Raw genomic sequence first — 26,565 nt, forward strand, 5'->3', positions numbered from 1 at the left:
GCCGGAGCGGGTTTTTTTACGTTACTGCAGATTACTCTGCAGCAGCTTCTGCTTTCTCTGAACGATCAACCAGCTCGATGTAAGCCATCGGAGCGTTGTCGCCTGCACGGAAGCCACACTTCAGAATACGAGTGTAACCACCGGCACGGCTCGCGAAACGCGGGCCCAGTTCGTTAAACAGTTTTGCCACGATCTCGTTATCACGAGTGCGGGCGAATGCCAGACGACGATTAGCAACGCTGTCAGTCTTGGCAAGAGTAATCAGCGGCTCAACTACGCGACGCAGCTCTTTCGCTTTAGGCAGGGTCGTCTTGATGATTTCATGACGAACCAGTGAACCTGCCATGTTGCGGAACATAGCCTGGCGATGGCTGCTGTTGCGGTTCAGTTGACGACCACTCTTACGATGGCGCATGACCTTATCCTTCTCAGTAAAACCTTAACCTGTGATCCGGTTACTCGTCAGCAATGCTTGCTGGTGGCCAGTTTTCCAGGCGCATGCCCAGAGACAGACCACGTGAAGCCAGCACGTCTTTAATCTCAGTAAGAGATTTTTTACCCAGGTTCGGCGTTTTCAGCAACTCAACCTCGGTACGCTGTACCAGATCACCGATATAGTGGATAGCTTCTGCCTTGAGGCAGTTAGCAGAGCGGACAGTCAATTCCAGATCGTCAACAGGGCGCAGCAGGATCGGATCGAATTCTGGTTTCTCTTCTTTCACTTCCGGCTGACGTACATCACGTAAGTCAACGAAAGCTTCCAGTTGTTCTGCCAGGATGGTTGCCGCACGACGAATCGCCTCTTCAGGATCGATTGTGCCGTTGGTTTCCATTTCGATGACCAGCTTGTCCAGGTCGGTACGCTGTTCTACACGCGCTGCTTCAACATTGTAGGCAATACGCTCTACAGGGCTGTAGCATGCGTCGACCAGCAGACGGCCGATTGGGCGCTCATCTTCTTCCGAATGAATTCGGGCAGAAGCCGGCACATAACCACGACCGCGCTGAACTTTGATACGCATGCTGATAGCTGCGTTCTCATCGGTCAGGTGGCAGATCACGTGCTGCGGCTTGACGATTTCAACATCACCGTCGTGGGTGATGTCGGCTGCAGTCACAGGGCCAATGCCAGATTTATTCAGAGTAAGAATAACTTCATCTTTACCCTGAACTCTCACCGCCAGCCCTTTCAGGTTGAGCAGGATTTCAAGGATATCTTCCTGAACGCCTTCTTTGGTGCTGTACTCATGAAGTACACCATCAATCTCAACCTCGGTCACCGCGCAACCCGGCATCGATGAGAGCAGAATACGGCGCAGTGCGTTACCCAGAGTATGGCCAAAGCCACGCTCTAAAGGCTCAAGGGTCACCTTGGCGTGCGTCGAACTCACTTGCTCGATATCTACCAGGCGCGGTTTTAGAAACTCTGTCACAGAACCCTGCATTGTGTCCTCTCTTTGGTACTAAGCTTTACTTGGAGTAAAGCTCGACGATCAGGTGTTCGTTAATGTCCGCAGACAGATCAGAACGTTCTGGCTGACGCTTGAACGTACCTTCCATCTTGCCAGCATCAACTTCCAGCCAGGTTGGCTTTTCACGCTGCTCAGCCAGCTCCAGAGCGGCTTTCACGCGAGATTGCTTTTTCGCTTTCTCACGAATGCTAACAACGTCATTCGCTTTAACCTGATAAGAAGCGATGTTAACAACACGACCGTTTACCATGATTGCTTTATGGCTAACCATCTGACGTGCTTCAGCACGAGTGGCGCCAAAGCCCATACGGTATACAACGTTGTCCAGACGACCTTCCAGCAGAGCCAACAGGTTTTCACCGGTGTTGCCTTTCAGACGTGCTGCTTCTTTATAGTAGTTACGGAACTGACGCTCCAGCACACCGTACATACGGCGAACTTTTTGCTTTTCACGCAACTGCACACCATAGTCAGACAGACGCGGTTTACGCGCACCGTGCTGGCCAGGAGCTTGTTCAATTTTACACTTGGTATCGATCGCGCGAACGCCAGACTTAAGGAATAAGTCGGTGCCCTCACGACGGCTCAGCTTGAGCTTAGGACCCAAATATCTTGCCATTTTCTATCTCCAACAAACCTGGAAAACGAACGCGTTATACGCGACGTTTTTTCGGCGGACGACAACCGTTATGAGGGATCGGAGTCACATCAGTAATATTAGTGATGCGGAAACCAGCGGCGTTCAGAGCACGAACGGTAGATTCGCGACCCGGACCCGGACCTTTTACCATAACTTCCAGATTCTTGATGCCGTATTCTTTTACGGCTTCAGCGCAACGCTCTGCTGCAACCTGAGCTGCGAACGGAGTGGATTTGCGAGAACCACGGAAACCGGAACCACCGGCTGTTGCCCAACCCAGCGCGTTACCCTGACGATCAGTAATAGTAACGATGGTGTTGTTGAAAGAAGCATGGATATGAGCCACGCCGTCAGAGACTTGTTTTCTTACACGCTTACGTGCACGAACTGGTGCCTTTGCCATTATTCAATCACCCCGATTATTTCTTGATCGGTTTGCGCGGACCCTTACGGGTACGTGCGTTGGTCTTAGTACGCTGACCGCGCACTGGCAGACCACGACGATGACGCAAACCGCGATAGCAACCAAGATCCATCAGGCGCTTGATGCTCATGCTAACTTCACGGCGCAGATCACCTTCAACGACAAATTTGGCAACTTCGTCACGCAGCGTGTCGATTTGTTCTTCAGACAGCTCACTGATCTTAACATCTTCAGCGATACCCGCTGCAGCCAGAATGGCTTTAGAACGGGTCTTGCCGACGCCATAGATCGAAGTTAATGCGATCACAGCATGTTTCTGATCAGGAATGTTAATGCCTGCTATACGGGCCACTATGCACTCCTACTATTTAATATGTACGCACCATGCTGAAAAGCCCGTTTTCAGGATACTCAAATGGAAACGTACAGACATACAAAAGATTGGCTGGCTAATCTAGCCAGCTCAACCCAACTTTGCAAGAAAAATATGCGAAATAATCAGCCTTGGCGCTGTTTATGCTTCGGCTCGGCACTGCAAATCACACGGATGACACCATCACGCTTAACGATTTTGCAGTTACGGCATAATTTCTTGACGGAAGCACGAACTTTCATTTTTACTCTCCGTAACTTCTCGGGCGACCTATTAGCGGCCGTAGCCTTTCAGGTTCGCCTTCTTCAATGCAGACTCGTACTGACTTGACATCATTAGAGTTTGCACTTGAGCCATAAAGTCCATAATCACGACAACAACGATAAGCAGTGAGGTTCCACCGAAGTAGAACGGTACTTTCATTGCATCACGCATGAACTCCGGGATCAGGCAGATAAAGGTAATATAAAGCGCACCAACCAGAGTCAGGCGGGTCATTACTTTATCGATATACTTCGCCGTTTGCTCTCCCGGACGAATTCCTGGTACAAATGCACCGGACTTCTTCAGGTTATCTGCTGTTTCACGCGGGTTGAAGACCAACGCCGTGTAGAAGAAACAGAAGAAGATGATCGCAGACGCATAGAGTAACACATAAAGCGGTTGCCCAGGCTGCAAATACAGCGAAATTGTTGTCAGCCAGTTCCAACCAGTACCGCCCCCGAACCATGACGCGATGGTCGCCGGGAACAGAATAATACTGGAAGCGAAGATTGCCGGGATTACCCCTGCCATATTCACTTTCAGCGGTAAATGTGTGCTCTGTGCAGCATAGACACGACGGCCTTGTTGACGTTTCGCGTAGTTTACCACAATGCGGCGTTGACCACGTTCAACGAAGATAACAAAGAACGTCACTGCAAATACTAATACTGCAACCAACAGCAACAGGAGGAAGTGCAGGTCGCCTTGACGCGCTTGCTCGATAGTATGGGCAATGGCTGGCGGGAGTCCCGCAACAATACCGGCGAAAATAATGATCGAAATACCGTTACCGATACCCCGTTCAGTAATTTGTTCGCCGAGCCACATGAGGAACATTGTTCCTGAAACCAGACTTACAACAGCGGTGAAATAGAATGCAAAGCCTGGGTTAATAACCAGGCCCTGCATACCAGGCATATTCGGTAGACCGGTAGCAATACCGATCGACTGGAATATTGCCAGCACCAGAGTACCGTAGCGGGTGTACTGGCTGATCTTACGACGACCAGACTCCCCTTCTTTCTTCAGTTCTGCCAGGGCCGGATGAACGACCGTCAGCAGCTGGATAATAATCGATGCCGAAATATACGGCATGATACCCAGAGCAAAGATAGAAGCACGGCTGAGAGCACCACCAGAGAACATGTTAAACATTTCAATGATGGTGCCACGCTGTTGCTCAAGCAGTTTGGCAAGTACAGCGGCATCAATACCAGGGATCGGAATAAAAGAGCCAATACGGAAAACAATCAGCGCACCGATCACAAACAAAAGTCTGCGTTTCAGTTCGCCAAGCCCACCTTTGGCACTTTGAAAATCTAATCCCGGTTGTTTAGCCATCTGCTACTTATTCCTCAATTTTACCGCCAGCAGCTTCGATAGCAGCACGAGCACCTTTAGTAACACGCAGGCCACGAACAGTTACCGGGGTAGAAACTTCACCAGACAGGATCACTTTCGCGAACTCGATCTGAATACCGATAATGTTTGCTGCTTTCAGCGTGTTCAGGTCTACAACGCCGCCTTCAACTTTCGCCAGGTCAGACAGACGAACTTCGGCTGTGATCGCTGATTTGCGAGAGGTGAAGCCGAACTTCGGCAGACGACGGTACAGTGGCATCTGGCCACCCTCGAAACCGCGACGTACGCCACCGCCAGAACGAGAGTTCTGACCTTTGTGACCACGACCACCGGTTTTGCCGAGGCCAGAACCGATACCACGACCCAGGCGTTTACCCGCCTTTTTAGAGCCTTCGGCCGGAGACAGAGTATTTAAACGCATCTCTTACTCCTCAACTTTAACCATGAAGTAAACCGCGTTGACCATACCACGTACAGCAGGAGTATCCTCGCGCTCAACGGTATGACCAATACGACGCAGACCCAGGCCAAGCAGCGTTGCCTTGTGTTTCGGCAGACGTCCGATTGCACTGCGGGTTTGTGTAATTTTAATAGTCTTTGCCATGGTCAATTACCCCAGAATTTCTTCAACGGATTTACCACGCTTGGCAGCGACCATTTCTGGAGATTTCATATTTTCCAGGCCATCAATAGTTGCACGAACCACGTTGATCGGGTTGGTGGAACCGTATGCTTTAGCCAGAACGTTATGAACCCCAGCGACTTCCAGAACGGCGCGCATTGCACCACCGGCGATGATACCGGTACCTTCGGAAGCCGGCTGCATGAAGACACGAGAACCCGTGTGAGTACCCTTAACTGGGTGCTGCAGGGTGCCGTGGTTCAGCGCGACGTTAATCATATTGCGACGGGCTTTTTCCATCGCTTTCTGGATCGCTGCTGGAACTTCACGCGCTTTACCGTAACCAAAACCAACGCGGCCGTTACCATCGCCAACTACAGTCAGAGCTGTGAAGGAGAAAATACGACCACCTTTAACGGTTTTAGATACGCGGTTAACCGCGATCAGCTTTTCCTGCAGTTCGCCAGCTTGTTTTTCGATGTGAGCCATCTTACACCTCTACCTTAGAACTGAAGGCCAGCTTCACGGGCAGCATCTGCCAGTGCCTGGACACGACCATGATATTGGAACCCGGAACGGTCAAAGGAAACATCTTTGATGCCTTTTTCCAGAGCGCGTTCAGCAACAGCTTTACCTACAGCTGCAGCGGCGTCTTTGTTACCGGTGTACTTCAATTGTTCAGAGATAGCTTTTTCTACAGTAGAAGCAGCTACCAGAACTTCAGAACCGTTCGGTGCAATTACCTGTGCGTAAATATGACGCGGGGTACGATGTACCACCAGGCGAGTTGCACCCAGCTCTTTGAGCTTGCGGCGTGCGCGGGTCGCACGACGGATACGAGCAGATTTCTTATCCATAGTGTTACCTTACTTCTTCTTAGCCTCTTTGGTACGCACGACTTCGTCGGCGTAACGAACACCCTTGCCTTTGTAAGGCTCAGGACGACGGTAGGCGCGCAGATCTGCTGCAACCTGACCGATCAGCTGTTTATCAGCACCTTTCAGCACGATTTCAGTCTGAGACGGACATTCTGCAGTAATACCTGCTGGCAGCGCGTGTTCAACAGGGTGAGAGAAGCCCAGAGCCAGGCTTACTGCGTTCCCTTTGATCGCTGCACGATAACCTACACCAACCAGCTGCAGCTTCTTAGTGAAGCCTTCGGTAACACCGATAACCATTGAGTTCAGCAGGGCACGCGCGGTACCAGCCTGAGCCCAGCCATCAACGTAACCAGTACGTGGGCCGAAAGTCAGAGCGTTATCTGCATGAGTAACTTCAACAGCATCGTTGAGAGTACGAGTCAGCTCGCCGTTTTTACCTTTGATCGTAATAACCTGACCGTTGATTTTTACATCAACGCCGGCAGGAACAACGACCGGTGCTTTAGCAACACGAGACATTTTTTCCTCCGATTAGGCTACGTAGCAGATAATTTCGCCACCAAGACCAGCCTGGCGCGCTGCACGATCAGTCATAACACCTTTAGAGGTAGAAACAACTGCGATACCCATGCCGGCCATAACTTTTGGCAGCTCATCTTTACGTTTGTAGATGCGCAGACCTGGGCGGCTGACACGCTGAATGCTTTCTACAACAGCCTTGCCCTGGAAATACTTAAGAGTAAGTTCCAGTTCAGGCTTGGTGTCGCCTTCAACTTTAAAATCTTCGATAAAACCTTCTTCCTTCAGCACGTTGGCGATTGCCACTTTCAGCTTGGAGGAAGGCATGGTGACCGCAGCTTTGTTCGCGGCCTGACCGTTACGGATACGGGTCAGCATATCCGCGATCGGATCTTGCATGCTCATCTGTCTTTACTCCCGTGATTCAATTGGTGACAATTACCAGCTAGCCTTTTTCAGACCCGGGATTTCACCGCGCATTGCGGCTTCACGGACCTTGATACGGCTCAACCCGAACTTCCGCAGGAAAGCGTGCGGACGACCAGTTTGACGGCAGCGGTTACGCTGACGAGACGGGCTGGAATCACGCGGCAGAGTCTGCAGCTTGAGAACTGCATTCCAACGATCTTCGTCGGAAGCGTTCACATCAGAAATGATCGCTTTCAGTTCAGCGCGTTTAGCGAAGAATTTATCAGCTAAAGCTACGCGCTTTACTTCGCGTGCTTTCATTGATTGCTTAGCCATTCAGTAACCCTACCTTACTTGCGGAACGGGAAGTCAAAGGCAGCCAGCAGAGCACGGCCTTCTTCGTCAGATTTCGCAGTAGTGGTAATGGTAATATCCAAACCACGCACGCGGTCGACTTTATCGTAGTCGATTTCTGGGAAGATGATCTGCTCACGGACACCCATGCTGTAGTTACCACGACCGTCGAAAGACTTAGCGGACAAGCCACGGAAGTCACGGATACGAGGTACAGCAATAGTGATCAGGCGCTCAAAGAACTCCCACATGCGTTCGCCACGCAGAGTTACTTTACAGCCGATCGGATAGCCCTGACGGATTTTGAAGCCTGCAACAGATTTGCGTGCTTTGGTGATCAACGGTTTTTGACCGGAGATAGCTGCCAGGTCAGCTGCTGCGTTATCCAGCAGTTTCTTGTCAGCGATCGCTTCACCAACACCCATGTTCAGGGTGATCTTCTCGACCCGAGGGACTTGCATGACAGAATTGTAGTTAAACTCAGTCATGAGCTTATTAACTACTTCGTCTTTGTAGTAATCATGCAGTTTCGCCATCGTACTACTCCAAATTACTTGATAGTTTCGCTGTTAGACTTGAAGAAACGGACTTTTTTGCCGTCTTCGAATCTAAAGCCTACACGGTCAGCCTTGCCGGTTGCCGCATTGAAGATTGCAACGTTAGAAACCTGAATAGCAGCTTCTTTTTCAACGATGCCACCTGGCTGGTTCAGGGCCGGAACCGGCTTCTGATGTTTCTTAACCAGGTTGATACCTTCAACAATGACCTTGCCGGAAGACAGGACATTTTTTACTTTACCGCGTTTACCTTTATCTTTACCGGTTAACACGATAACTTCGTCATCACGACGGATTTTCGCTGCCATGATTCGCTCCTTAGAGTACTTCTGGTGCCAGAGAGATAATTTTCATGAACTTCTCAGTACGAAGTTCACGAGTTACCGGCCCAAAGATACGCGTGCCGATAGGCTGCTCGCTGTTATTGTTTAAAATAACGCATGCATTACCATCGAAGCGAATGACAGAACCGTCAGGGCGACGAACACCCTTCTTGGTGCGCACCACTACCGCTTTCAGCACATCACCTTTCTTGACCTTACCACGTGGAATTGCTTCTTTGATGGTGATCTTGATGATGTCGCCTACGCCTGCGTAGCGACGGTGCGAGCCACCCAGAACCTTGATACACATTACGCGACGTGCACCGGAGTTGTCGGCGACGTTCAGCATAGTCTGTTCTTGGATCATTTTAGTGCTCCGCTAATGTCAACTACTACCTGAGACTCTAAAATCAGAGCCGTTAAAAAGCCCCATATCGAGGGCGCGGCATTATAACACCGCTTCTGCAATATGGGTAGAAAAAATAAACGGCTCATCGCTGAGCCGTTTATTCGTATCGAGAAGGCTACTCTATTACAGAACCGCTTTCTCTACAACGCGAACCAGCGTCCAGGACTTAGTCTTGGACAGTGGACGGCATTCGCGGATTTCTACCACGTCACCGATACCACATTCGTTGTTCTCGTCATGTACGTGCAGTTTGGTCGTACGCTTGATGAATTTACCGTAGATCGGGTGTTTCACAACGCGCTCGATAGCAACAACGATGGATTTCTCCATTTTGTCGCTAACAACACGACCTTGCAGAGTACGGATTTTATCGGTCATTACGCACCCGCCTTCTGAGTCAGTAAAGTCTTAACGCGTGCAACATCACGACGCACTTGCTTCAGCAGGTGAGTCTGTTGCAGCTGGCCACTTGCAGCCTGCATGCGCAGGTTGAACTGCTCACGCAGCAGGTTCAGCAGCTCAGCGTTCAGCTCTTCAACGCTTTTTTCACGCAGCTCATTTGCTTTCATTACATCACCGTCTTAGTTACAAAGGTGGTTTTAATCGGCAGTTTCGCTGCTGCCAGGCCGAATGCTTCACGGGCCAGCTCTTCCGGTACGCCGTCCATTTCATACAGGACTTTACCCGGCTGAATCAAGGCAACCCAGTACTCCACGTTACCTTTACCTTTACCCATACGAACTTCCAGCGGCTTCTCGGTAATTGGTTTGTCCGGGAATACACGGATCCAAATTTTACCTTGACGCTTAACTGCACGGGTCATAGCACGACGTGCTGCTTCGATCTGACGTGCAGTCAGACGACCACGGCCAACAGCTTTCAGACCGAAAGTGCCGAAGCTAACATCCGTACCCTGCGCCAGACCACGGTTGCGGCCTTTGTGCACTTTACGGAATTTTGTACGCTTTGGTTGTAACATCAGCGACGCTCCTTATTTACGGCCTTTACGCTGCTGCTTTTTAGGTTGAGCAGCCGGTTTTTCCGGTTGTTCAACAGCAGCCATACCACCCAGGATCTCACCTTTGAAGATCCATACCTTAACGCCGATTACACCGTAAGTGGTGTGCGCTTCAGAGGTGTTGTAGTCGATGTCAGCACGCAGAGTGTGCAGCGGTACGCGACCTTCACGGTACCATTCGGTACGTGCGATTTCCGCGCCGCCCAGACGGCCGCTAACTTCAACTTTGATACCTTTAGCGCCCAGACGCATTGCGTTCTGTACAGCACGCTTCATAGCACGACGGAACATAACACGACGTTCCAGCTGAGAAGTGATGCTGTCAGCAACCAGTTTTGCGTCCAGTTCAGGCTTACGAACTTCAGCGATATTGATCTGTGCAGGAACGCCAGCGATATCCGCTACGACCTTGCGCAGTTTTTCTACGTCTTCGCCTTTCTTACCGATAACGATGCCAGGACGAGCAGTGTGAATGGTCACACGGATGCTCTTAGCCGGACGCTCGATTACGATACGAGATACGGACGCTTTAGCCAGTTCCTTAGTCAGGTACTGACGTACTTTAAAATCGCTGTCCAGGTTGTCAGCGAATTCTTTGGTGTTCGCAAACCAGGTTGAGTTCCATGGTTTTACAATACCCAGGCGAATACCATTAGGATGTACTTTCTGACCCATTGCTAGTCTCCAGAGTCTCAGCGATCGGACACAACCACAGTAATGTGGCTGGTGCGCTTCAGGATGCGATCTGCACGACCTTTCGCACGCGGCATAATGCGCTTCATGCTCGGGCCTTCGTCTACGAAAATTTTCGCAACTTTCAGATCGTCAATGTCAGCGCCATCGTTGTGTTCAGCGTTAGCAATGGCAGATTCCAGAACTTTCTTGACCAGTACAGCCGCTTTCTTATTGGTGTAGGTCAGAATATCCAGGGCCTGCGACACTTTCTTACCGCGAATCAGGTCAGCAACAAGGCGAACCTTCTGAGCAGAAGAACGAGCATGGCGATGTTGAGCTAAAGTTTCCATCTCTTCCTCCTACCTTATTTCTTCTTCGCTTTTTTATCAGCAGCGTGGCCGCGATAAGTACGAGTCGGTGCGAATTCACCCAGTTTGTGACCGACCATTTCATCGGAAACGAATACTGGAACGTGCTGACGACCATTATGGACAGCGATGGTCAAACCGATCATGTTAGGAAAGATCGTTGAACGACGGGACCAAGTGCGCAGGGGCTTCTTGTCTCCGCTTTCCACCGCTTTCTCTACCTTCTTCAGCAAGTGCAGGTCAATAAAAGGACCTTTCTTGAGAGAACGTGGCATGGCTTATCCTCTAATATTATTTGCTACGGCGACGTACGATAAATTTATCAGTACGCTTGTTGCTGCGGGTCTTCTTACCTTTGGTCTGAACGCCCCACGGAGTTACCGGGTGCTTACCAAAGTTACGACCTTCACCACCACCATGTGGGTGGTCGACTGGGTTCATCGCAGTACCGCGAACGGTAGGACGAACACCACGCCAGCGTGCAGCACCTGCTTTACCCAGAACGCGCAGCATATGCTCAGCATTGCCAACTTCGCCCAGGGTAGCGCGGCAGTCTGCTTCGACTTTACGCATTTCACCAGAACGCAGACGCAGGGTGACATAAGCACCATCACGCGCAACGATCTGAACGTAAGTACCAGCGGAACGTGCCAGCTGACCGCCTTTACCTGGTTTCATTTCTACGTTATGAACGGTAGAACCAACCGGGATATTGCGCATCGGCAGGGTGTTACCTGCTTTGATTGCAGCATCAACGCCAGACTGAATCTGGTCGCCAGCTTTCAGGCCTTTAGGGGCCAGGATGTAACGGCGTTCGCCATCTTTGTACAGAACCAGCGCGATGTTCGCGGAACGGTTCGGATCGTACTCAAGACGCTCAACAACTGCTGGGATACCGTCTTTGTTGCGTTTAAAGTCAACAATACGATAAGCCTGCTTGTGGCCACCACCGATGTGACGAGTGGTGATACGGCCATTGTTGTTACGACCACCGGATTTGCTGTTCTTTTCCAGCAACGGAGCAAAAGGCTTGCCCTTGTGCAGCTCAGGGTTAACCACTTTAACAACGTGGCGACGACCCGGAGATGTCGGTTTACATTTAACAACTGCCATTGTATTACTCCTCCGACTTACTCAGCGCCGCCAACGAAGTCCAGATTCTGGCCTTCTTTCAGGGTGACGTAAGCTTTTTTCCAGTCGCTACGACGACCGATACGCTGTCCGTGACGTTTAACTTTCCCTTTAACTACCAGGGTGTTAACGACTTCGACTTCGACTTCAAACAGTTTCTGCACAGCAGCTTTGATTTCTGCTTTGGTCGCGTCTTTAGCAACTTTGAGAACGATAGTGTTAGTTTTTTCCATCGCAGTAGACGCTTTTTCAGAAACGTGCGGTGCGCGCAGCACCTTCAGCAGACGTTCTTCACGAATCATGCCAGCATCTCCTCAACTTGCTTAACAGCATCAGCAGTCATTACGACTTTGTCGAAGGCGATCAGGCTAACCGGGTCGATACCAGTCGCATCGCGTACGTCAACCTTGTGCAGGTTACGTGCGGCCAGGAACAGGTTCTCGTCCAGCTCACCGGTGATGATCAGCACATCTTCCAGAGCCATGTCTTTCAGTTTCTGTGCCAGCAGCTTAGTTTTAGGCGCTTCTACAGAGAAAGATTCGACAACGATCAGACGATCCTGACGTACCAGCTCGGACAGGATGCTTTTCAGCGCGCCGCGGTACATCTTTTTATTAACTTTTTGACTGTGGTCCTGCGGGCGAGCAGCGAAGGTCACGCCACCGGAACGCCAGATCGGGCTCTTGATAGAACCTGAACGCGCACGGCCAGTACCTTTCTGGCGCCACGGCTTTTTGCCGGAACCAGTTACTTCAGCACGAGTCTTCTGAGCACGAGTACCCTGACGAGCACCAGCTGCATAAGCAACAACAACCTGGTGAACCAGCGCTTCGTTGAAATCACGACCGAAGGTAGTTTCGGAAACAGTCAGCGCGCTCTGCGCGTCTTTCAATACTAATTCCATTGCTATCCCCTTACGCCTTCACAGCTGGTTTAACGATCAGGTCGCTACCGGTTGCACCCGGGACCGCACCTTTAACCAGCAGCAGGTTGCGCTCAGCGTCAACACGTACTACGTCCAGGCTCTGAACGGTTACACGTTCGTTACCCAGCTGACCTGCCATTTTCTTGCCTTTGAACACTTTGCCCGGAGTCTGGTTCTGACCGATAGAACCCGGAACGCGGTGAGACAAGGAGTTACCGTGAGTAGCGTCCTGGGTACGGAAGTTCCAGCGCTTAACGGTACCAGCAAAACCTTTACCTTTAGAGGTACCGGTTACGTCAACTTTTTTAACTTCAGCAAACAGTTCAACGCTAATGTCCTGACCTACGGTGAACTCTTCGCCTTCAGCCAGGCGGAATTCCCACAGACCACGGCCAGCTTCTACGCCAGCTTTAGCGAAGTGACCCGCTTCTGGTTTGGTTACACGGTTAGCTTTTTTAGCACCAGTGGTAACCTGAATAGCGCGGTAGCCATCGTTAGCCAGATCTTTAACCTGAGTAACGCGGTTTGCTTCAACTTCGATTACGGTTACTGGGATAGAAACGCCATCTTCAGTGAAGATGCGGGTCATACCCACTTTTTTACCGACTAAACCAATCATTGTATCAACCTCTCAATCGCTCGATGACCTGATTAACCCAGGCTGATCTGCACGTCTACACCGGCAGCCAGATCCAGACGCATCAGAGCATCAACGGTTTTCTCAGTTGGCTCAACGATGTCAACCAGACGCTTGTGAGTGCGGATCTCGTACTGATCACGCGCGTCTTTGTTAACGTGCGGGGAGATCAGAACGGTAAAGCGCTCTTTGCGGGTCGGCAGCGGGATCGGACCACGGACTTGCGCACCAGTGCGCTTAGCAGTCTCGACGATTTCCGCGGTTGATTGATCGATCAGACGATGATCAAACGCTTTAAGGCGGATACGGATTCTTTGGTTCTGCATGAGACCAGAGCTCCAATTATTTTATAAACGAAAATGATCACTACTCAGACCCATTACGATTGATGGGAGAGTGTAACCGTTCTTACGTAGCTCCCCGATTGGGAGCATTGTTAGGCAACTGAAAAAGATTGCTGCCCGGGGTTCAGATTGAACCAGCTGTCAATTACGACAAGCCCGCGCATTATACGTAAATCTGGGCAGGACGCAAGCCCAGTTTAGAAAATAGACGGCAGAGCTCAATTTTGCGTGTCCCCTCGTAAATGCGGTGCAATCGTACATTGTCGTGAAAACGGCCAGGAAGACCTCTCGCATCGTTTTAGTTTGCCGTTTGTTTCACCCTTGGGGTTACATGGAATATGGGCGCAAACATTCCATTGAGGTTTACGCCAATGCTTACTCTCCTCCCCTTCTTGTTTGCCTACCTTGGATTAACAGCACTGTTAGTTCGCGAGGATCTCCAGTCACATCTGCTTCCGGACCGATATCTCTGCCCGCTACTATGGGTTGGTCTGCTTTATCACCTCTGTCTTCAACCCGAGCGGCTGCCTACTGCCGTCGCAGGGGCGATAGCGGGATACACCGGATTCGCGATTATTTATTGGGGTTACAGGCTGCTGCGTAAGCGTGAAGGGCTGGGTTACGGTGACGTAAAGTATCTGGGTGCGCTGGGCGCATGGCATGGATGGTGCGTACTTCCTGTGCTGGCATTATCAGCAGCTTTGCTGGCTACGCTTTATCTTCTCATCCTGGCGATGTGTAAACCCGGGGAACAGATATTAAAAAACCCACTGCCATTTGGACCTTTCATGGCGGCAGCGGGTTTAATGATGAGTGGGCAAAGCCTGATCAGCTTTCCACTTTAATTTGCGACTGGAGGTAATTTTGCAGCCCAATTTTACTGATAAGATCCAGTTCTGTTTCCAGCCAGTCGATGTGCCCTTCTTCATCGGCCAGAATCTCAATCATCATATCGCGGCTGACGTAGTCATGAACGCTGTCTGCATAAGCGATAGCTTCACGCAGATCTTTCGCCCCTTCGAGCTCCAGCGTCAGATCCGAACGCAATATCTCTTCGACATCTTCGCCGATACCCAGCTTGCCGAGATCCTGCAGGTTGGGAATACCCTCGAGGAACAGAATACGCTCGATGTACTTATCAGCGTGCTTCATCTCATCGATGGACTCATGGTATTCAATATCGTTGAGGCGAGTCAGACCCCAGTTTTTGAACATTCTCGCATGGAGAAAGTATTGGTTGATTGCGACAAGCTCATTTCCCAATAATTTATTGAGATAACTTATGATTTTGATATCACCTTTCATTATAGTCCCTCCGCTTCCACTCATTGAAGCGTAGATGGGGCTACAGGGATGTCAAAAGAAAAGTATGAGCCTCAGGCAATCTCTTTGTATTCCGGGATCTGCATCAATTCGTCCTGCATAATCTCGCGGGCAGCGCGAACGCACTTACCGCATTGATTTCCAACCGGAACAAACTTACGCAACTGCTGAAAAGATTGAGGATGAAACTGGCGAACGGCCTGACGAATTTTTTTATCACTCACACCGTTACATAAACAAACGTACATAACCACTCCCGTTCAAAATATGGGCAAAGTGTAAGTGAGAATAATTATGATTACAATAGCACAAGCACGAAGATGCGGGACGGGAGCGAACAAAAAATACGAAAATTTGTGACAGCCATAAACGCTGAAAACAAAAAAGGACGCCGAAGCGTCCTTTTTAATTCAGGGATAATTAATTAGCCCAGAACTTTAGCAACAACACCCGCGCCAACGGTACGGCCGCCTTCGCGGATTGCGAAACGCAGACCATCGTCCATTGCGATTGGGTGGATCAGGGTAACAACCATTTTGATGTTGTCGCCTGGCATTACCATCTCAACGCCTTCTGGCAGTTCGATGGTACCGGTCACGTCAGTAGTACGGAAGTAGAACTGTGGACGGTAGCCTTTGAAGAACGGAGTATGACGGCCGCCTTCGTCTTTGGAGAGGATGTACACTTCAGATTCGAACTTGGTGTGTGGCTTGATTGAGCCTGGCTTCGCCAGAACCTGACCACGTTCGATTTCTTCACGCTTGATACCACGCAGCAGAACACCAACGTTCTCACCAGCACGGCCTTCGTCCAGCAGTTTGCGGAACATTTCAACGCCAGTACAGGTAGATTTCGCAGTATCTTTGATACCAACGATTTCAACTTCTTCACCCACTTTGATGATACCGCGCTCTACACGACCGGTAACAACGGTACCACGACCGGAGATGGAGAATACGTCTTCGATTGGCAGCAGGAATGGCTTGTCGATAGCGCGCTCTGGTTCTGGGATGTAAGAATCCAGGTAGCCAGCCAGTTCGATGATTTTCTCTTCCCACTCAGCTTCGCCTTCCAGCGCTTTCAGCGCGGAACCACGAACGATTGGGGTATCGTCGCCTGGGAAATCGTACTGAGACAGCAGTTCACGAACTTCCATCTCTACCAGTTCCAGCAGCTCTTCGTCATCAACCATGTCGCATTTGTTCAGGAACACGATGATGAAAGGAACGCCTACCTGACGACCCAGCAGGATGTGCTCACGGGTCTGAGGCATTGGGCCGTCAGTCGCAGCAACAACCAGGATCGCGCCGTCCATCTGCGCAGCACCGGTGATCATGTTTTTAACATAGTCGGCGTGGCCTGGGCAGTCTACGTGTGCGTAGTGGCGAGTCGGGGTGTCATATTCAACGTGAGAAGTGTTGATGGTGATACCACGAGCTTTTTCTTCTGGTGCGTTATCGATCTGGTCGAATGCACGAGCAGAACCACCGTAGGTTTTTGCCAGAACGGTAGTGATTGCAGCGGTCAGGGTAGTTTTACCGTGGTCAACGTGGCCGATAGTACCAACGTTGACGTGCGGTTTTGTACGTTCAAATTTTTCTTTAGACACGGCTATATTCCTTACTATAGTGCCCCCTCACCGAGGGGGCACGGGACTTAGATTTTAACCCTACGGCTTATTTACCACGGGCTTCAATTACGGCCTGAGCAACGTTGTTCGGCGCATCATCATACTTCAGGAACTCCATGGAGTAAGAAGCACGACCTTTGGTCAGAGAACGCAGCTGAGTTGCATATCCGAACATTTCAGACAGCGGAACTTCAGCGTGGATCACAACGCCAGTAACGTTAGTTTCCTGACCACGCAGCATACCACGACGACGGCTCAAGTCACCGATGACGTCACCGGTGTTCTCTTCAGGCGTTTCTACTTCAACCTTCATGATTGGCTCAAGCAGAACTGGTTTCGCTTTCTTAAAGCCTTCTTTAAAGGCGATAGAAGCAGCCAGTTTAAACGCCAGTTCAGAGGAGTCAACGTCATGGTAAGAACCGAAGTGCAGACGAATACCCATGTCTACTACCGGGTAACCAGCCAGCGGACCAGACTTCAGCTGCTCCTGGATGCCTTTATCAACGGCAGGGATGTATTCGCCAGGAATTACACCACCTTTGATGTCGTTGATGAACTCGTAACCTTTAGGGTTAGAGCCCGGCTCCAGTGGGTACATGTCGATCACAACGTGACCGTACTGACCACGACCACCAGACTGCTTAGCGTGTTTACCTTCAACATCGGTAACTTTCTGGCGAATTGCTTCGCGGTAAGCAACCTGAGGTTTACCCACGTTAGCTTCAACGTTGAATTCACGCTTCATACGGTCAACGATGATGTCCAGGTGCAGTTCACCCATACCAGCGATGATGGTCTGGTTAGATTCTTCATCAGTCCATACGCGGAATGATGGGTCTTCTTTAGCCAGACGGCCCAGAGCCAGACCCATTTTTTCCTGGTCAGCTTTGGTTTTTGGTTCAACGGCGATAGAGATTACTGGTTCTGGGAACTCCATGCGCTCCAGAATGATCGGGTGATCTGGGTTACACAGGGTATCACCAGTAGTCACGTCTTTCAGACCGATAGCAGCAGCGATGTCACCCGCGCGAACTTCTTTGATCTCTTCACGTTTGTTCGCGTGCATCTGTACGATACGACCGAAACGCTCACGTGCAGCTTTCACGGAGTTCAGGATGGTGTCACCGGAGTTAACCACACCAGAGTACACGCGGAAGAACGTCAGGTTACCAACGAACGGGTCGGTAGCGATTTTGAACGCCAGAGCAGCAAACGGCTCGTCATCACTTGCGTGACGCTCAGCCGGCGTGTCTTTACCGTCGTCCAGGATACCGTTGATCGCAGGAACGTCTACCGGGGATGGCAGGTAATCAATTACCGCATCCAGCATCGCCTGAACACCTTTGTTCTTGAACGCAGAACCACAGGTTACCAGGATGATTTCGTTGTTCAGAACACGCTGACGCAGAGCTTTTTTGATCTCTTCTTCAGACAGTTCTTCACCACCCAGGTATTTCTCCATCAGATCTTCTGAAGCTTCTGCAGCGGACTCGATCAGGTTCTGGTGCCATTCGTCAGCCAGGTCCTGCATGTCAGCCGGGATATCTTCATAAGTGAAGGTTACGCCTGCGTCTTCTTCATTCCAGTTGATGGCTTTCATTTTCACCAGGTCAACAACACCGGTGAAACCTTCTTCAGCACCAATCGCCAGCTGCAGCGGAACAGGGTTCGCGCCCAGACGGGTTTTGATCTGACCAACAACTTTCAGGAAGTTCGCACCCATACGGTCCATTTTGTTAACGAACGCAATGCGTGGAACTTTATATTTGTTTGCCTGACGCCATACGGTTTCAGACTGTGGCTGAACACCACCAACTGCGCAGTAAACCATTACCGCACCATCAAGAACACGCATGGAACGTTCTACTTCGATGGTGAAGTCAACGTGGCCCGGGGTGTCGATGATGTTTACGCGGTGTGGTTCATACTGCTTAGCCATACCAGACCAGAATGCAGTAGTCGCTGCGGAGGTGATGGTAATACCACGCTCCTGCTCCTGCTCCATCCAGTCCATGGTTGCGGCGCCGTCATGAACTTCACCGATTTTATGGTTTACACCGGTGTAGAACAGAATACGTTCGGTGGTAGTGGTTTTACCGGCGTCGATGTGCGCACTGATACCGATGTTACGGTAGCGTGCGATGGGTGTTGTACGAGCCATTTGATTCCTCGTTTATCTTTTTAGGCGTTCAGTTAAGTAACCCAAAGCGGGCTGCTTCGCTGAAGCGCCCGCCTGGTGACTAATACTCCGAAGGGATTACCAACGGTAGTGTGCGAACGCCTTGTTGGCTTCTGCCATACGGTGAACGTCTTCACGTTTCTTAACTGCAGTACCTTTGTTGTCTGCAGCGTCAGAAAGTTCGTTCGCCAGACGCAGAGCCATGGATTTATCACCGCGTTTACGAGCAGCTTCAACGATCCAACGCATTGCCAGAGCATTACGACGGACCGGACGGACTTCAACTGGTACCTGATAAGTAGAACCACCAACGCGGCGAGACTTAACTTCTACAGTCGGACGCACGTTGTCGAGAGCTACTTCGAAAGCTTCCAGTTCATTTTTACCAGAACGCTGAGCCAGGGTCTCCAGCGCGCTGTATACGATTGCTTCTGCAGTAGATTTTTTACCATCTACCATCAGGATATTTACAAATTTTGCCAGCAGTTCTGATCCGAATTTCGGATCTGGAAGAATTTTACGCTGACCAATGACGCGACGACGTGGCATGGGAATACTCCGTTGTTAATTCAGGATTGTCCAAAACTCTAAGAGTTTAGTGTGACATTAAGATAAATCAGTTTGGCCTTACTTAACGGAGAACCATTAAGCCTTAGGACGTTTCACGCCGTATTTGGAGCGAGATTGCTTACGGTCTTTAACGCCGGAGCAGTCAAGCGCACCACGAACGGTGTGGTAACGAACACCCGGAAGGTCTTTTACACGACCGCCACGGATCAGGATCACGGAGTGTTCCTGCAGGTTGTGACCTTCACCACCGATGTAGGAAGTCACTTCAAAACCGTTAGTCAAACGCACACGGCATACTTTACGCAGTGCGGAGTTTGGTTTTTTAGGAGTGGTAGTATATACACGAGTACATACGCCACGTTTCTGCGGGCAGGCTTCCAGCGCAGGCACGTTGCTTTTTGCAACTTTGCGTGCACGTGGTTTGCGTACCAGCTGGTTAACTGTTGCCATTAAATAGCTCCTGGTTTTAGCTTTTGCTTCGTAAACACGTAATAAAACGCCCTCATACAATATGAGGACGCGAAATTTTAGGGCTACGTCGAAAAGGTGTCAAGAATTATACAGCGATCTCAGATCACCAGTTCATTTGGCCGGTGTGCTGGATGGCCAGATTGACGAAATCAGTATAGCTAACCACGTCAATTTTGGTTGAAATTTGACCAATGAGGCCGCGGGCCTCGATATCATCTTTAAGCGCTGAGACAGAGATGGGGGCATTACAGAGAATATCAACAAAGCGGCTACCTTCTACTGCCGCCAGAACGCCATCCTGGATCAGCAGCACAGTATCACCCTCACGCAGCATGCTTAACAGGCTTTCGATGTCGCAGTGCCAGGGGGAACGGCTCAGGGTATGGAGCATGCGCGCCTCAGAATGTCAGGATTGTGTCGTAGTGGGAAAGCTGTTCCCGCAGTAATGCCGGTGCAAGTACAGTCGCGTCCAGAATGAAGGGGGTATTCTCTTTCAGGCCGCGGGCCTGCAGTGAAGCTGCACAGACATAGAACGTCTCGATGTCATACAACGGCAGGACTTTAAATGTCGAGATGTAATCCCGCGCCAGCACCGCCTGCGGCTGCTGACCGGCAAGCAGCTGAAATACGCCGTCTCCGATAAAGAACACACCGATCTCTTCCGTCAGTGCAGAAGTGGCCAGTAACGCATCCAGCCCTTCCCTTCCAGCGGCACTGCCATGTGGGGCAGAATGAAATACAAACGCAACGCGGTTCATCAGAATTGCACCATACGATCGCAGGTTAAGGCAGCCTGTGCCAGCGCCCCAAGACCGCTAAGGGAGAAGCCCTCGTTAAGATTCGCGGCAGGCAAACCGAGACGTTGCGCTTCATTCGCATCGCTTACGCCCCGACGCAGAGCCGCCGCCACGCAGATATGCAGGGCAACGCCATGCTCCTGGTTCAGCGACTGCCAGGCCCGGACCAGATCGAACTCGTCTGATGCGGGAGAGGTCAGCTGGTTTGCGTTATACACCCCTTCCCGATAAAAAAAGACGCTGACCAGCTCATGTCCGGCCGCCAGCAGTGCGCGGGCAAACTGCAACGCGCTGCTGGCCTGCTGTGTACCGTATGCCGGGCCTGTCACCATTAATGCAAAACGCATTACTTCTCTTGCCCCAGGAAATCGCCGCTTTTGAACTGACGGATGTAGAGATAGACCGTGTGCTTGGAGATGTTGAGGCGATCGGCCACCTGGTTAATGGCGTCTTTAATATCAAAAATGCCTTTTTCGTAGAGGTTAAGCACGATCTGACGATTCTTGGCATTGTTGGAGACGTTACGATCGGCATTAACTTCTTCAATGGTGAATTCCAGCGTCTGGGTCACGAGATCTTCAACGGAAGAGGCAAAGTTTACTGTGGATCCAACATCCGGCGTTTCTGGCGGAATGAAGGTGTTCATGATCTGGGAGAACGGCACATCAAGGTTCATGTTGATGCACAGCAAACCAATCACGCGATGATCGCGGTTGCGGATCGCGATGGTCACGGACTTCATGAGAACACCGCTCTTCGCGCGGGTGAAATAACATTTGGAGACGCTGCTGTCCGCGCCGGTCATGTCGTGCAGCATACGCAGTGCAAGGTCAGTGATTGGCGAGCCGATTTTACGGCCAGTATGCTCACCATTGGCGATGCGGATGGCAGAACATTTCAGATCTTGCAGGGAGTGCAAAACGATTTCGCAGTGGGACCCAATGAGCATCGCTAACCCGTCCACTACCGCTTCGTAGGATTTCAGAATATCGAAATCGGTCTGATCGAAAGGACGTTGATCCAGCAAATCAAGTTCGCTGGTTTCGTTGGTTAAAAGCGACCTGGTCATGAAAAAAACACTCCTTTTCAGGAGCCTGTCGGTAGGTTTTCAGGGCAGGCTCATTATTTACACGGGCAATTAAGTTAATACAGCGTAGATAGCGCTTCCAGTGTTAATTATATCTATACCCCAATAAAAAAACCGCCGCTTCTGAGGCGGCGGTTTTAACCGGTTTACTTCTTGGTGGCTTCTGCCGGCGCTTCTGGCTTCGCGTCAGGCTTAGCATCCGCTTTCGGCGCTGGCTTGATGTCCAGCAACTCTACGTCGAATACCAGGGTGGAGTTAGCCGGGATACCCGGGACGCCCGTTTTGCCATAAGCCAGATCCGGTGGGATGACCAGCTTGATTTTACCGCCTTTCTTGATGTTCTTCAGGCCTTCAGTCCAGCCAGGGATAACACCATCAAGACGGAATGAGAGTGGCTCACCGCGGGTGTAAGAGTTATCGAACTCTTTACCGTCGGTCAGGGTACCTTTGTAGTTCACAACGACGGTATCGCTGTCTTTCGGTGCCTCGCCAGTCCCTTCTTTCTCTACTTTGTAGACCAGGCCAGTAGGAGAAGTTTTTGCGCCTTTCTCTTTAGCGAAAGCGTCACGGAAGGTTTTGCCTTTCGCTTCGTTCTCAGCCGCGTCTTTCTCCATCTTCTCCTGCGCTGCGCCTTTCACGCGCGCTTCGAAAGCCTGCAGAGTTTGCTCGATTTCCTGGTCAGACAGTTTGCTCTTGTCTGCAAAAGCATCCTGTACGCCCGCGATCAGCTGCGCCTGATCCAGCTTGATGCCCAGTTTTTCTTGCTCTTTCAGAGAGTTTTCCATGTAACGGCCCAGAGATGCGCCCAGTGCGTAGGCTGATTTCTGGTCGTCATTTTTGAACGCCGCATTGCTGTCAGCAGTCGCAGCAGGTTTCGCCGCGGTATCGGCAGCGAAAGTCAGCGGCGCATGCAAAGCGACAGCCATCGTGGTCGCCAGCAGCGTTACTTTAAACAGTGATTTCATCCATTTCTCCAGGGCCGGGGACTCTCACCCCGTGTTAAGCGTAAATGAGTAGCGTACTATAAAACGTTGAGGAACAAATCTACAGGTAGACACCCCTGATTAGCACCACATTTCAGACTATTTTTGTTTAAATTAGTTTCGCAGCAAGGGGATGTTTACTGCGCGCAAGGATAATCTCAGGTAAAATTCGCCGCCGCCAGCCCCGGACGGGTTTAACGAAACAAACGAGGTGAATCATGCAGAATAGAGAGATGGAAGCACGTCTGGCTGAGCTTGAAAGCCGCCTGGCTTTTCAGGAGATCACCATCGATGAGCTGAATCAGACCGTCACCGCCCACGAGCTGGAGATGGCAAAGCTGCGGGATCTGATGCGTCTGTTAACGGAAAAAGTAAAAGCCTCCCAGGCATCGCACATCGCGTCGCAGTCGGAAGAGACGCCGCCACCCCATTATTGAGACGTAAAAAAAGCGGGAATATCCCGCTTTTTTGTGCCTTAAGGCGTAACGCTTAGTGGCAACCGCAGCCGCCGTTACCGCCGCAGCCGCCTTTACCGTGCTCGTGGCCATGGTCGTGATCGTGGCCGTGACCACCGCAGCAGCCATCGTGACCGTGATCGTGGTCATGACCGTGCGCACCATGAACGTGGCCGTGAGCCAGCTCTTCTTCAGTGGCTTCGCGGATCGCAACCACTTCAACGTTGAACTTCAGGTTCTGGCCAGCCAGCATGTGGTTGCCGTCAACCACAACGTGGTCGTCTTCAACTTCGGTAATTTCTACTGGAACCGGACCCTGGTCAGTTTCAGCCAGGAAACGCATGCCAACCTGCAGCTCATCAACGCCCATGAAGACGTCTTTAGGAACACGCTGAACCAGGTTTTCATCGTACTGACCGTAAGCGTCGTTTGCGCCTACAGCAACGTCAAATTTGTCACCAACTTCATGACCGTCCAGCGCGTTTTCCAGGCCGGAGATCAGGGAACCGTGACCGTGCAGGTAGTCCAGCGGCGCACTCACCGGAGACTCATCAACCAACACACCGTCTTCTGTACGTACCTGATAGGCCAGGCTGACCACCAGGTCTTTTGCTACTTTCATGATATCTCCTGAGCGTGGGAAAATTGCTGGCGCAGATTGTAGCCGAATTCTGCACCCGTGTACCCTTTAGCTTAAAAAAACTCGGGGCATATCGCTAGTCCGGATGAAAAATGCCGATCACTTGTTCTTCTTTGCGAACGTGATCGCGCACTTCTTTATCGGCTTCACGCATCTGGTGACCGCACTTAACACACTCAACAATATCGATATTGTTCTCTCGCCACATGGCCAGTGAATCCTGAGCCTGGCAGGCCGGGCATTTCGCGCCGGCGATAAAACGTTTACGTACCGCCATTCTTTACCTCGTTATTCATATTCATCCCAGCCGTCCGGCTGCCGACGCTCCTGCTGCATCTCACGCTGGAAAATCTCTTCCAGCTCGCGACGCGCCTCCCGTACGCGGGAAATCTGCACCGTATCGGTGTGGACCGGCATCAACTCGCGCAGCATGCGCATATCAAGACGACGGAAATGTAACTGCGCGCGCTGGGCCTGATGAGGATGCATACCCAACGTCACTAATGCTTTACGCCCCAGCTCCAGCGCACTGGAGAAGGTCTCGCGGGTAAAATACTTTACCCCTGCCTGAAGCAGCTCATGTGCCTCAACACGCCCTCGCGCCCGGGCCAGGATATGCAGATGGGGAAAGTGCTGCTGGCAGATCTCCACCAGCTTCAGGGTGTCTTCCGGATCATTACAGGTGATAACAATCGACTCCGCCGCCTCTGCGCCTGCGGAGCGCAGCAGTTCGACCTGTGTAGCATCGCCGTAATAGACCTTATAACCGTACTTGCGCATCAGGTTTACCGCGCTGATGTCGCGCTCAAGCACCGTCACGCGCATTTTATTCGCCATCAGCAGACGCCCGATTACCTGCCCAAACCGCCCGAAGCCCACCACGATCACCTGCGGTTTATCGTCCTCCACAAAGGGCGCTTCATGCTCATCTTCCGGGGCATTCATCCGGCGAGACAGCTGCTTATCGATAAGCTTCATGAGCAGCGGCGTGGTCATCATCGACAGCGTCACGGTCACTAACAGCAGCGCCATCTGGTCATCCTGAAACAATCTCTGGGACGATGCTGTGGAGAAGAGCACAAAAGCGAATTCGCCCCCCTGGCTCAGCACCCCGGCAAGCTGCGCCTTTTCCGCCTGCCGCAGGCCGTAAACCCGCGCCAGCCCATACAGCACCGCCATTTTAACCGTGACCAGCACGGCAACGCTCATCACCACCCACAGGATATGGGTGTAGAGCACGCCGAGATTGAGCGCCATACCGACAGAGATAAAGAACAGCCCTAACAGCAGCCCTTTAAAGGGATCGATGGCAATTTCCAGTTCATGCCGGTACTCACTCTCCGCCAGCAGCACACCCGCGATAAAAGTACCGAGCGCCATCGACAGGCCCAGCGCATCCATAAACAGGGCCGATCCCAGCACCAGCAGCAGCGTCGCGGCGGTAAATACCTCGCGTACGCCGGAGGCGGCAATAAACCGGAACACCGGGCGGAGCAGATAGCGCCCTCCCACCAGCATGCCGGCAAAGGCCAACACCTTCATGCCGATCTTCATCCAGTCGAAATGCTCCTCTCCCGATCCTGCCAGCAGTGGAACCAGGGCCAGCGCGGGGATCACCGCCAGATCCTGAAACAGCAGGATCGAGAAGCCCAGCTGCCCCGCTTCGTTGCGGTTCATGCCCTTATCGCGCATCAGCTGTAACGCCATTGCCGTAGAGGACATCGCCAGACCAATCCCGCCAACCACCGCGGCCTGCCATGAGAACTGGGTCAGCATCAGGAGTCCACCGAGGATCACCGCGCTGCACAGCACCTGCGCGGCACCCACACCAAAGATCGAGCGCCGTAGTTGCCAGAGCTTCGTCGGGTTCAGCTCAAGGCCGATAATAAACATCAGAAAGACGACGCCCAGCTCCGAGAAGTGCAGGATTTCGTCCACATCGCTGATGAACCCCAGCCCCCACGGACCGATGGCGATGCCCGCCAGCAGATAGCCGAGCACCGCGCCAATCCCCAGACGCGATGCCAACGGCACCGCCACCACGGCGGCAAACAGGAACAACACGCCTGCCAGTAAAAGATCTGAGCCTTCCATCAGTGACCTCCCGTCAGATTTGGCCCCGCCAGCCACTCACCGTACGCGCGGGCATGGCTGGCCAGCTCATCCTGATGCTGCCGACGAGCCCAGTAGATAATGATCGGACTCAGCCAGTGCATGCGGCACATGGCCGCAGTCAGCTCGAACGGGCGTAAGATCTCGTTCATCGAGTAGCGGTTAAGCCCATCGTGGCGATACGCACTCTCCGGCTCGCCAGTGGTAATGACGCTCCGCCAGGACTTTCCCGCCAGCTGGTTTCCTCCCACCCCACTGGCAAATCCACGGCTCAGGACGCGATCCAGCCACTCTTTCAGCAGCGCGGGGCAGCTGTAGGTGTAGAGAGGATGCTGAAATACGATGACGTCGTGCTGACGCAGCAGCTCCTGCTCATAGGGAATATCGATAAAAAAATCGGGGTAGTGCGCGTAAAGATCGTGCACTGTCACATTACTTAGCTGTAATGCCGGTTGTAGCAAAACCCGGTTGGCGACCGAGTCCTGAGACTCCGGATGGGCATACAGCAGCAGCACTTTGGCTGTCTGGGACATCATTCCTCTCCCGGGTCGTCATCACTGTTGTTTTGGGCTACCATGGCACACCCACGCGGCGCGTGGCGGCACATTTAAC

45 protein-coding genes are annotated in these 26,565 nt (G+C 51.6%); 2 read left to right on the forward strand and 43 right to left on the reverse strand.

The genetic code is table 11. From position 1 onward, the window contains the following. Positions 1-31: 31 nt before the first annotated feature. The 28 genes from rplQ to rpsJ all read right to left on the reverse strand — a co-directional run bounded on the left by rplQ (position 32) and on the right by rpsJ (position 13,688). Positions 32-415 (reverse strand): 50S ribosomal protein L17, encoded by a 384-nt coding sequence (gene rplQ / locus C2U54_RS02570; protein WP_001216368.1) that lies wholly within the window; start codon positions 413-415, stop codon positions 32-34. A 40-nt stretch (positions 416-455) separates the two neighbouring features. Beyond that, positions 456-1,445 carry a DNA-directed RNA polymerase subunit alpha gene (locus C2U54_RS02575; protein ID WP_002919219.1) on the reverse strand — a complete coding sequence of 330 codons (990 nt, stop codon included), beginning with the start codon at positions 1,443-1,445 and terminating at the stop codon, positions 456-458. A 25-nt stretch (positions 1,446-1,470) separates the two neighbouring features. Further along, a complete protein-coding gene (gene rpsD, locus C2U54_RS02580; protein ID WP_032614687.1) occupies positions 1,471-2,091 on the reverse strand; it encodes a 30S ribosomal protein S4 in 621 nt (206 codons plus the stop codon). A gap of 34 nt (positions 2,092-2,125) precedes the next feature. Then, positions 2,126-2,515 (reverse strand): 30S ribosomal protein S11, encoded by a 390-nt coding sequence (gene rpsK, locus C2U54_RS02585; protein ID WP_003863312.1) that lies wholly within the window; start codon positions 2,513-2,515, stop codon positions 2,126-2,128. 16 nt (positions 2,516-2,531) lie between these two features. Further along, positions 2,532-2,888: a 30S ribosomal protein S13 gene (gene rpsM, locus C2U54_RS02590; RefSeq protein WP_003031135.1), complete on the reverse strand. Its 357-nt coding sequence runs from the start codon at positions 2,886-2,888 to the stop codon at positions 2,532-2,534. A 146-nt stretch (positions 2,889-3,034) separates the two neighbouring features. After that, positions 3,035-3,151 (reverse strand): 50S ribosomal protein L36, encoded by a 117-nt coding sequence (gene rpmJ, locus C2U54_RS02595; protein ID WP_000868187.1) that lies wholly within the window; start codon positions 3,149-3,151, stop codon positions 3,035-3,037. A gap of 31 nt (positions 3,152-3,182) precedes the next feature. Then, positions 3,183-4,514 (reverse strand): preprotein translocase subunit SecY, encoded by a 1,332-nt coding sequence (gene secY, locus C2U54_RS02600; protein WP_103177265.1) that lies wholly within the window; start codon positions 4,512-4,514, stop codon positions 3,183-3,185. A 7-nt stretch (positions 4,515-4,521) separates the two neighbouring features. Beyond that, complete coding sequence (gene rplO, locus C2U54_RS02605) at positions 4,522-4,956, reverse strand: 50S ribosomal protein L15 (protein WP_039032065.1); 435 nt, start codon at positions 4,954-4,956, stop codon at positions 4,522-4,524. A 3-nt stretch (positions 4,957-4,959) separates the two neighbouring features. Next, positions 4,960-5,139 (reverse strand): 50S ribosomal protein L30, encoded by a 180-nt coding sequence (gene rpmD / locus C2U54_RS02610; RefSeq protein ID WP_003863301.1) that lies wholly within the window; start codon positions 5,137-5,139, stop codon positions 4,960-4,962. A gap of 6 nt (positions 5,140-5,145) precedes the next feature. Then, positions 5,146-5,646, reverse strand: a complete 501-nt coding sequence (gene rpsE / locus C2U54_RS02615; protein ID WP_007369821.1) for a 30S ribosomal protein S5 — start codon at positions 5,644-5,646, stop codon at positions 5,146-5,148. A gap of 14 nt (positions 5,647-5,660) precedes the next feature. Then, on the reverse strand, positions 5,661-6,014 hold the full coding sequence (rplR, locus tag C2U54_RS02620; protein WP_039076817.1) for a 50S ribosomal protein L18: 354 nt from the start codon (positions 6,012-6,014) through the stop codon (positions 5,661-5,663). 9 nt (positions 6,015-6,023) lie between these two features. Then, entirely contained in the window at positions 6,024-6,557 is a 534-nt protein-coding gene (gene rplF / locus C2U54_RS02625; RefSeq protein ID WP_103177266.1) for a 50S ribosomal protein L6, read from the reverse strand. Positions 6,558-6,569: 12 nt separating this feature from the next. Further along, positions 6,570-6,962 (reverse strand): 30S ribosomal protein S8, encoded by a 393-nt coding sequence (gene rpsH, locus C2U54_RS02630; protein ID WP_003031127.1) that lies wholly within the window; start codon positions 6,960-6,962, stop codon positions 6,570-6,572. A 33-nt stretch (positions 6,963-6,995) separates the two neighbouring features. Beyond that, positions 6,996-7,301, reverse strand: coding sequence for a 30S ribosomal protein S14 (gene rpsN, locus C2U54_RS02635; protein WP_042396030.1), 306 nt, complete (start codon positions 7,299-7,301; stop codon positions 6,996-6,998). Positions 7,302-7,315: 14 nt separating this feature from the next. Beyond that, the gene (gene rplE / locus C2U54_RS02640) at positions 7,316-7,855 is read right to left on the reverse strand and encodes a 50S ribosomal protein L5 (protein WP_007702494.1); all 540 of its coding nucleotides are present in this window, start codon (positions 7,853-7,855) and stop codon (positions 7,316-7,318) included. A gap of 14 nt (positions 7,856-7,869) precedes the next feature. After that, complete coding sequence (gene rplX / locus C2U54_RS02645; RefSeq protein ID WP_000729185.1) at positions 7,870-8,184, reverse strand: 50S ribosomal protein L24; 315 nt, start codon at positions 8,182-8,184, stop codon at positions 7,870-7,872. Positions 8,185-8,194: 10 nt separating this feature from the next. Then, positions 8,195-8,566 (reverse strand): 50S ribosomal protein L14, encoded by a 372-nt coding sequence (gene rplN / locus C2U54_RS02650; RefSeq protein WP_002919748.1) that lies wholly within the window; start codon positions 8,564-8,566, stop codon positions 8,195-8,197. A gap of 165 nt (positions 8,567-8,731) precedes the next feature. After that, complete coding sequence (gene rpsQ, locus C2U54_RS02655; protein WP_008457160.1) at positions 8,732-8,986, reverse strand: 30S ribosomal protein S17; 255 nt, start codon at positions 8,984-8,986, stop codon at positions 8,732-8,734. Next, positions 8,986-9,177 carry a 50S ribosomal protein L29 gene (gene rpmC / locus C2U54_RS02660; protein WP_032614707.1) on the reverse strand — a complete coding sequence of 64 codons (192 nt, stop codon included), beginning with the start codon at positions 9,175-9,177 and terminating at the stop codon, positions 8,986-8,988. Before rpmC ends, rpsQ begins: the two co-directional genes overlap by 1 nt. Further along, positions 9,177-9,587 carry a 50S ribosomal protein L16 gene (gene rplP, locus C2U54_RS02665; protein WP_002919759.1) on the reverse strand — a complete coding sequence of 137 codons (411 nt, stop codon included), beginning with the start codon at positions 9,585-9,587 and terminating at the stop codon, positions 9,177-9,179. The genes rpmC and rplP overlap by 1 nt, the downstream gene beginning before the upstream one ends. A 12-nt stretch (positions 9,588-9,599) precedes the next feature. After that, complete coding sequence (rpsC, locus tag C2U54_RS02670) at positions 9,600-10,301, reverse strand: 30S ribosomal protein S3 (protein WP_000529945.1); 702 nt, start codon at positions 10,299-10,301, stop codon at positions 9,600-9,602. Positions 10,302-10,318: 17 nt separating this feature from the next. After that, positions 10,319-10,651 carry a 50S ribosomal protein L22 gene (gene rplV / locus C2U54_RS02675; RefSeq protein WP_002919773.1) on the reverse strand — a complete coding sequence of 111 codons (333 nt, stop codon included), beginning with the start codon at positions 10,649-10,651 and terminating at the stop codon, positions 10,319-10,321. 14 nt (positions 10,652-10,665) lie between these two features. Next, complete coding sequence (gene rpsS, locus C2U54_RS02680) at positions 10,666-10,944, reverse strand: 30S ribosomal protein S19 (RefSeq protein WP_001138115.1); 279 nt, start codon at positions 10,942-10,944, stop codon at positions 10,666-10,668. 16 nt (positions 10,945-10,960) lie between these two features. Beyond that, a complete protein-coding gene (gene rplB / locus C2U54_RS02685; RefSeq protein WP_000301859.1) occupies positions 10,961-11,782 on the reverse strand; it encodes a 50S ribosomal protein L2 in 822 nt (273 codons plus the stop codon). 17 nt (positions 11,783-11,799) lie between these two features. Further along, a complete protein-coding gene (gene rplW, locus C2U54_RS02690; RefSeq protein WP_000617546.1) occupies positions 11,800-12,102 on the reverse strand; it encodes a 50S ribosomal protein L23 in 303 nt (100 codons plus the stop codon). Continuing rightward, entirely contained in the window at positions 12,099-12,704 is a 606-nt protein-coding gene (gene rplD / locus C2U54_RS02695; protein ID WP_003031119.1) for a 50S ribosomal protein L4, read from the reverse strand. Before rplD ends, rplW begins: the two co-directional genes overlap by 4 nt. A 10-nt stretch (positions 12,705-12,714) precedes the next feature. Continuing rightward, the gene (gene rplC / locus C2U54_RS02700; protein WP_006817279.1) at positions 12,715-13,344 is read right to left on the reverse strand and encodes a 50S ribosomal protein L3; all 630 of its coding nucleotides are present in this window, start codon (positions 13,342-13,344) and stop codon (positions 12,715-12,717) included. A 32-nt stretch (positions 13,345-13,376) separates the two neighbouring features. After that, entirely contained in the window at positions 13,377-13,688 is a 312-nt protein-coding gene (rpsJ, locus tag C2U54_RS02705; protein ID WP_001181005.1) for a 30S ribosomal protein S10, read from the reverse strand. A gap of 389 nt (positions 13,689-14,077) precedes the next feature. Between rpsJ and C2U54_RS02710 the strand changes: the two genes are divergently transcribed. After that, on the forward strand, positions 14,078-14,551 hold the full coding sequence (locus C2U54_RS02710) for a prepilin peptidase (RefSeq protein WP_103177267.1): 474 nt from the start codon (positions 14,078-14,080) through the stop codon (positions 14,549-14,551). On the opposite strand, the gene bfr is transcribed toward C2U54_RS02710, so the two are convergent. From bfr to fkpA, 11 genes are all read right to left on the reverse strand, one after another. After that, positions 14,535-15,011, reverse strand: a complete 477-nt coding sequence (gene bfr / locus C2U54_RS02715) for a bacterioferritin (RefSeq protein WP_103177268.1) — start codon at positions 15,009-15,011, stop codon at positions 14,535-14,537. The genes C2U54_RS02710 and bfr overlap by 17 nt on opposite strands. A gap of 71 nt (positions 15,012-15,082) precedes the next feature. Next, positions 15,083-15,277, reverse strand: a complete 195-nt coding sequence (gene bfd / locus C2U54_RS02720) for a bacterioferritin-associated ferredoxin (protein ID WP_059180778.1) — start codon at positions 15,275-15,277, stop codon at positions 15,083-15,085. Between the two features lie 176 nt (positions 15,278-15,453). Continuing rightward, entirely contained in the window at positions 15,454-16,638 is a 1,185-nt protein-coding gene (gene tuf / locus C2U54_RS02725; protein WP_059307073.1) for an elongation factor Tu, read from the reverse strand. 67 nt (positions 16,639-16,705) lie between these two features. Next, entirely contained in the window at positions 16,706-18,820 is a 2,115-nt protein-coding gene (gene fusA / locus C2U54_RS02730; protein WP_103177269.1) for an elongation factor G, read from the reverse strand. Positions 18,821-18,916: 96 nt separating this feature from the next. Continuing rightward, complete coding sequence (gene rpsG, locus C2U54_RS02735; protein WP_004106370.1) at positions 18,917-19,387, reverse strand: 30S ribosomal protein S7; 471 nt, start codon at positions 19,385-19,387, stop codon at positions 18,917-18,919. 96 nt (positions 19,388-19,483) lie between these two features. Continuing rightward, the gene (gene rpsL / locus C2U54_RS02740; RefSeq protein ID WP_003023654.1) at positions 19,484-19,858 is read right to left on the reverse strand and encodes a 30S ribosomal protein S12; all 375 of its coding nucleotides are present in this window, start codon (positions 19,856-19,858) and stop codon (positions 19,484-19,486) included. A 124-nt stretch (positions 19,859-19,982) separates the two neighbouring features. Continuing rightward, on the reverse strand, positions 19,983-20,270 hold the full coding sequence (tusB, locus tag C2U54_RS02745; protein WP_103177270.1) for a sulfurtransferase complex subunit TusB: 288 nt from the start codon (positions 20,268-20,270) through the stop codon (positions 19,983-19,985). A 7-nt stretch (positions 20,271-20,277) separates the two neighbouring features. Continuing rightward, entirely contained in the window at positions 20,278-20,637 is a 360-nt protein-coding gene (gene tusC, locus C2U54_RS02750) for a sulfurtransferase complex subunit TusC (protein WP_103177271.1), read from the reverse strand. Then, positions 20,637-21,023: a sulfurtransferase complex subunit TusD gene (gene tusD, locus C2U54_RS02755; RefSeq protein WP_103177272.1), complete on the reverse strand. Its 387-nt coding sequence runs from the start codon at positions 21,021-21,023 to the stop codon at positions 20,637-20,639. Before tusD ends, tusC begins: the two co-directional genes overlap by 1 nt. Beyond that, positions 21,023-21,745, reverse strand: a complete 723-nt coding sequence (locus tag C2U54_RS02760; protein WP_103177273.1) for a helix-turn-helix transcriptional regulator — start codon at positions 21,743-21,745, stop codon at positions 21,023-21,025. The genes tusD and C2U54_RS02760 overlap by 1 nt, the downstream gene beginning before the upstream one ends. Positions 21,746-21,909: 164 nt before the next feature. Further along, positions 21,910-22,728, reverse strand: a complete 819-nt coding sequence (fkpA, locus tag C2U54_RS02765; RefSeq protein ID WP_103177274.1) for an FKBP-type peptidyl-prolyl cis-trans isomerase — start codon at positions 22,726-22,728, stop codon at positions 21,910-21,912. Between the two features lie 236 nt (positions 22,729-22,964). On the opposite strand from fkpA, the gene C2U54_RS02770 reads away from it, so the two are divergent. Then, on the forward strand, positions 22,965-23,183 hold the full coding sequence (locus C2U54_RS02770) for a protein SlyX (protein WP_103177275.1): 219 nt from the start codon (positions 22,965-22,967) through the stop codon (positions 23,181-23,183). Positions 23,184-23,235: 52 nt separating this feature from the next. On the opposite strand, the gene slyD is transcribed toward C2U54_RS02770, so the two are convergent. The 4 genes from slyD to kefG form a co-directional block, all read right to left on the reverse strand. Next, positions 23,236-23,823, reverse strand: a complete 588-nt coding sequence (slyD, locus tag C2U54_RS02775; RefSeq protein ID WP_103177276.1) for a peptidylprolyl isomerase — start codon at positions 23,821-23,823, stop codon at positions 23,236-23,238. Positions 23,824-23,917: 94 nt separating this feature from the next. Next, positions 23,918-24,118 carry a YheV family putative zinc ribbon protein gene (locus C2U54_RS02780; RefSeq protein ID WP_103177277.1) on the reverse strand — a complete coding sequence of 67 codons (201 nt, stop codon included), beginning with the start codon at positions 24,116-24,118 and terminating at the stop codon, positions 23,918-23,920. An 11-nt stretch (positions 24,119-24,129) separates the two neighbouring features. Further along, positions 24,130-25,935, reverse strand: a complete 1,806-nt coding sequence (kefB, locus tag C2U54_RS02785) for a glutathione-regulated potassium-efflux system protein KefB (RefSeq protein ID WP_103177278.1) — start codon at positions 25,933-25,935, stop codon at positions 24,130-24,132. Beyond that, the gene (kefG, locus tag C2U54_RS02790; protein WP_103177279.1) at positions 25,935-26,489 is read right to left on the reverse strand and encodes a glutathione-regulated potassium-efflux system ancillary protein KefG; all 555 of its coding nucleotides are present in this window, start codon (positions 26,487-26,489) and stop codon (positions 25,935-25,937) included. Before kefG ends, kefB begins: the two co-directional genes overlap by 1 nt. Positions 26,490-26,565 lie beyond the last annotated feature (76 nt).

It is taken from the genome of Leclercia sp. LSNIH1, from assembly GCF_002902985.1.
Lineage (GTDB): Bacteria > Pseudomonadota > Gammaproteobacteria > Enterobacterales > Enterobacteriaceae > Enterobacter.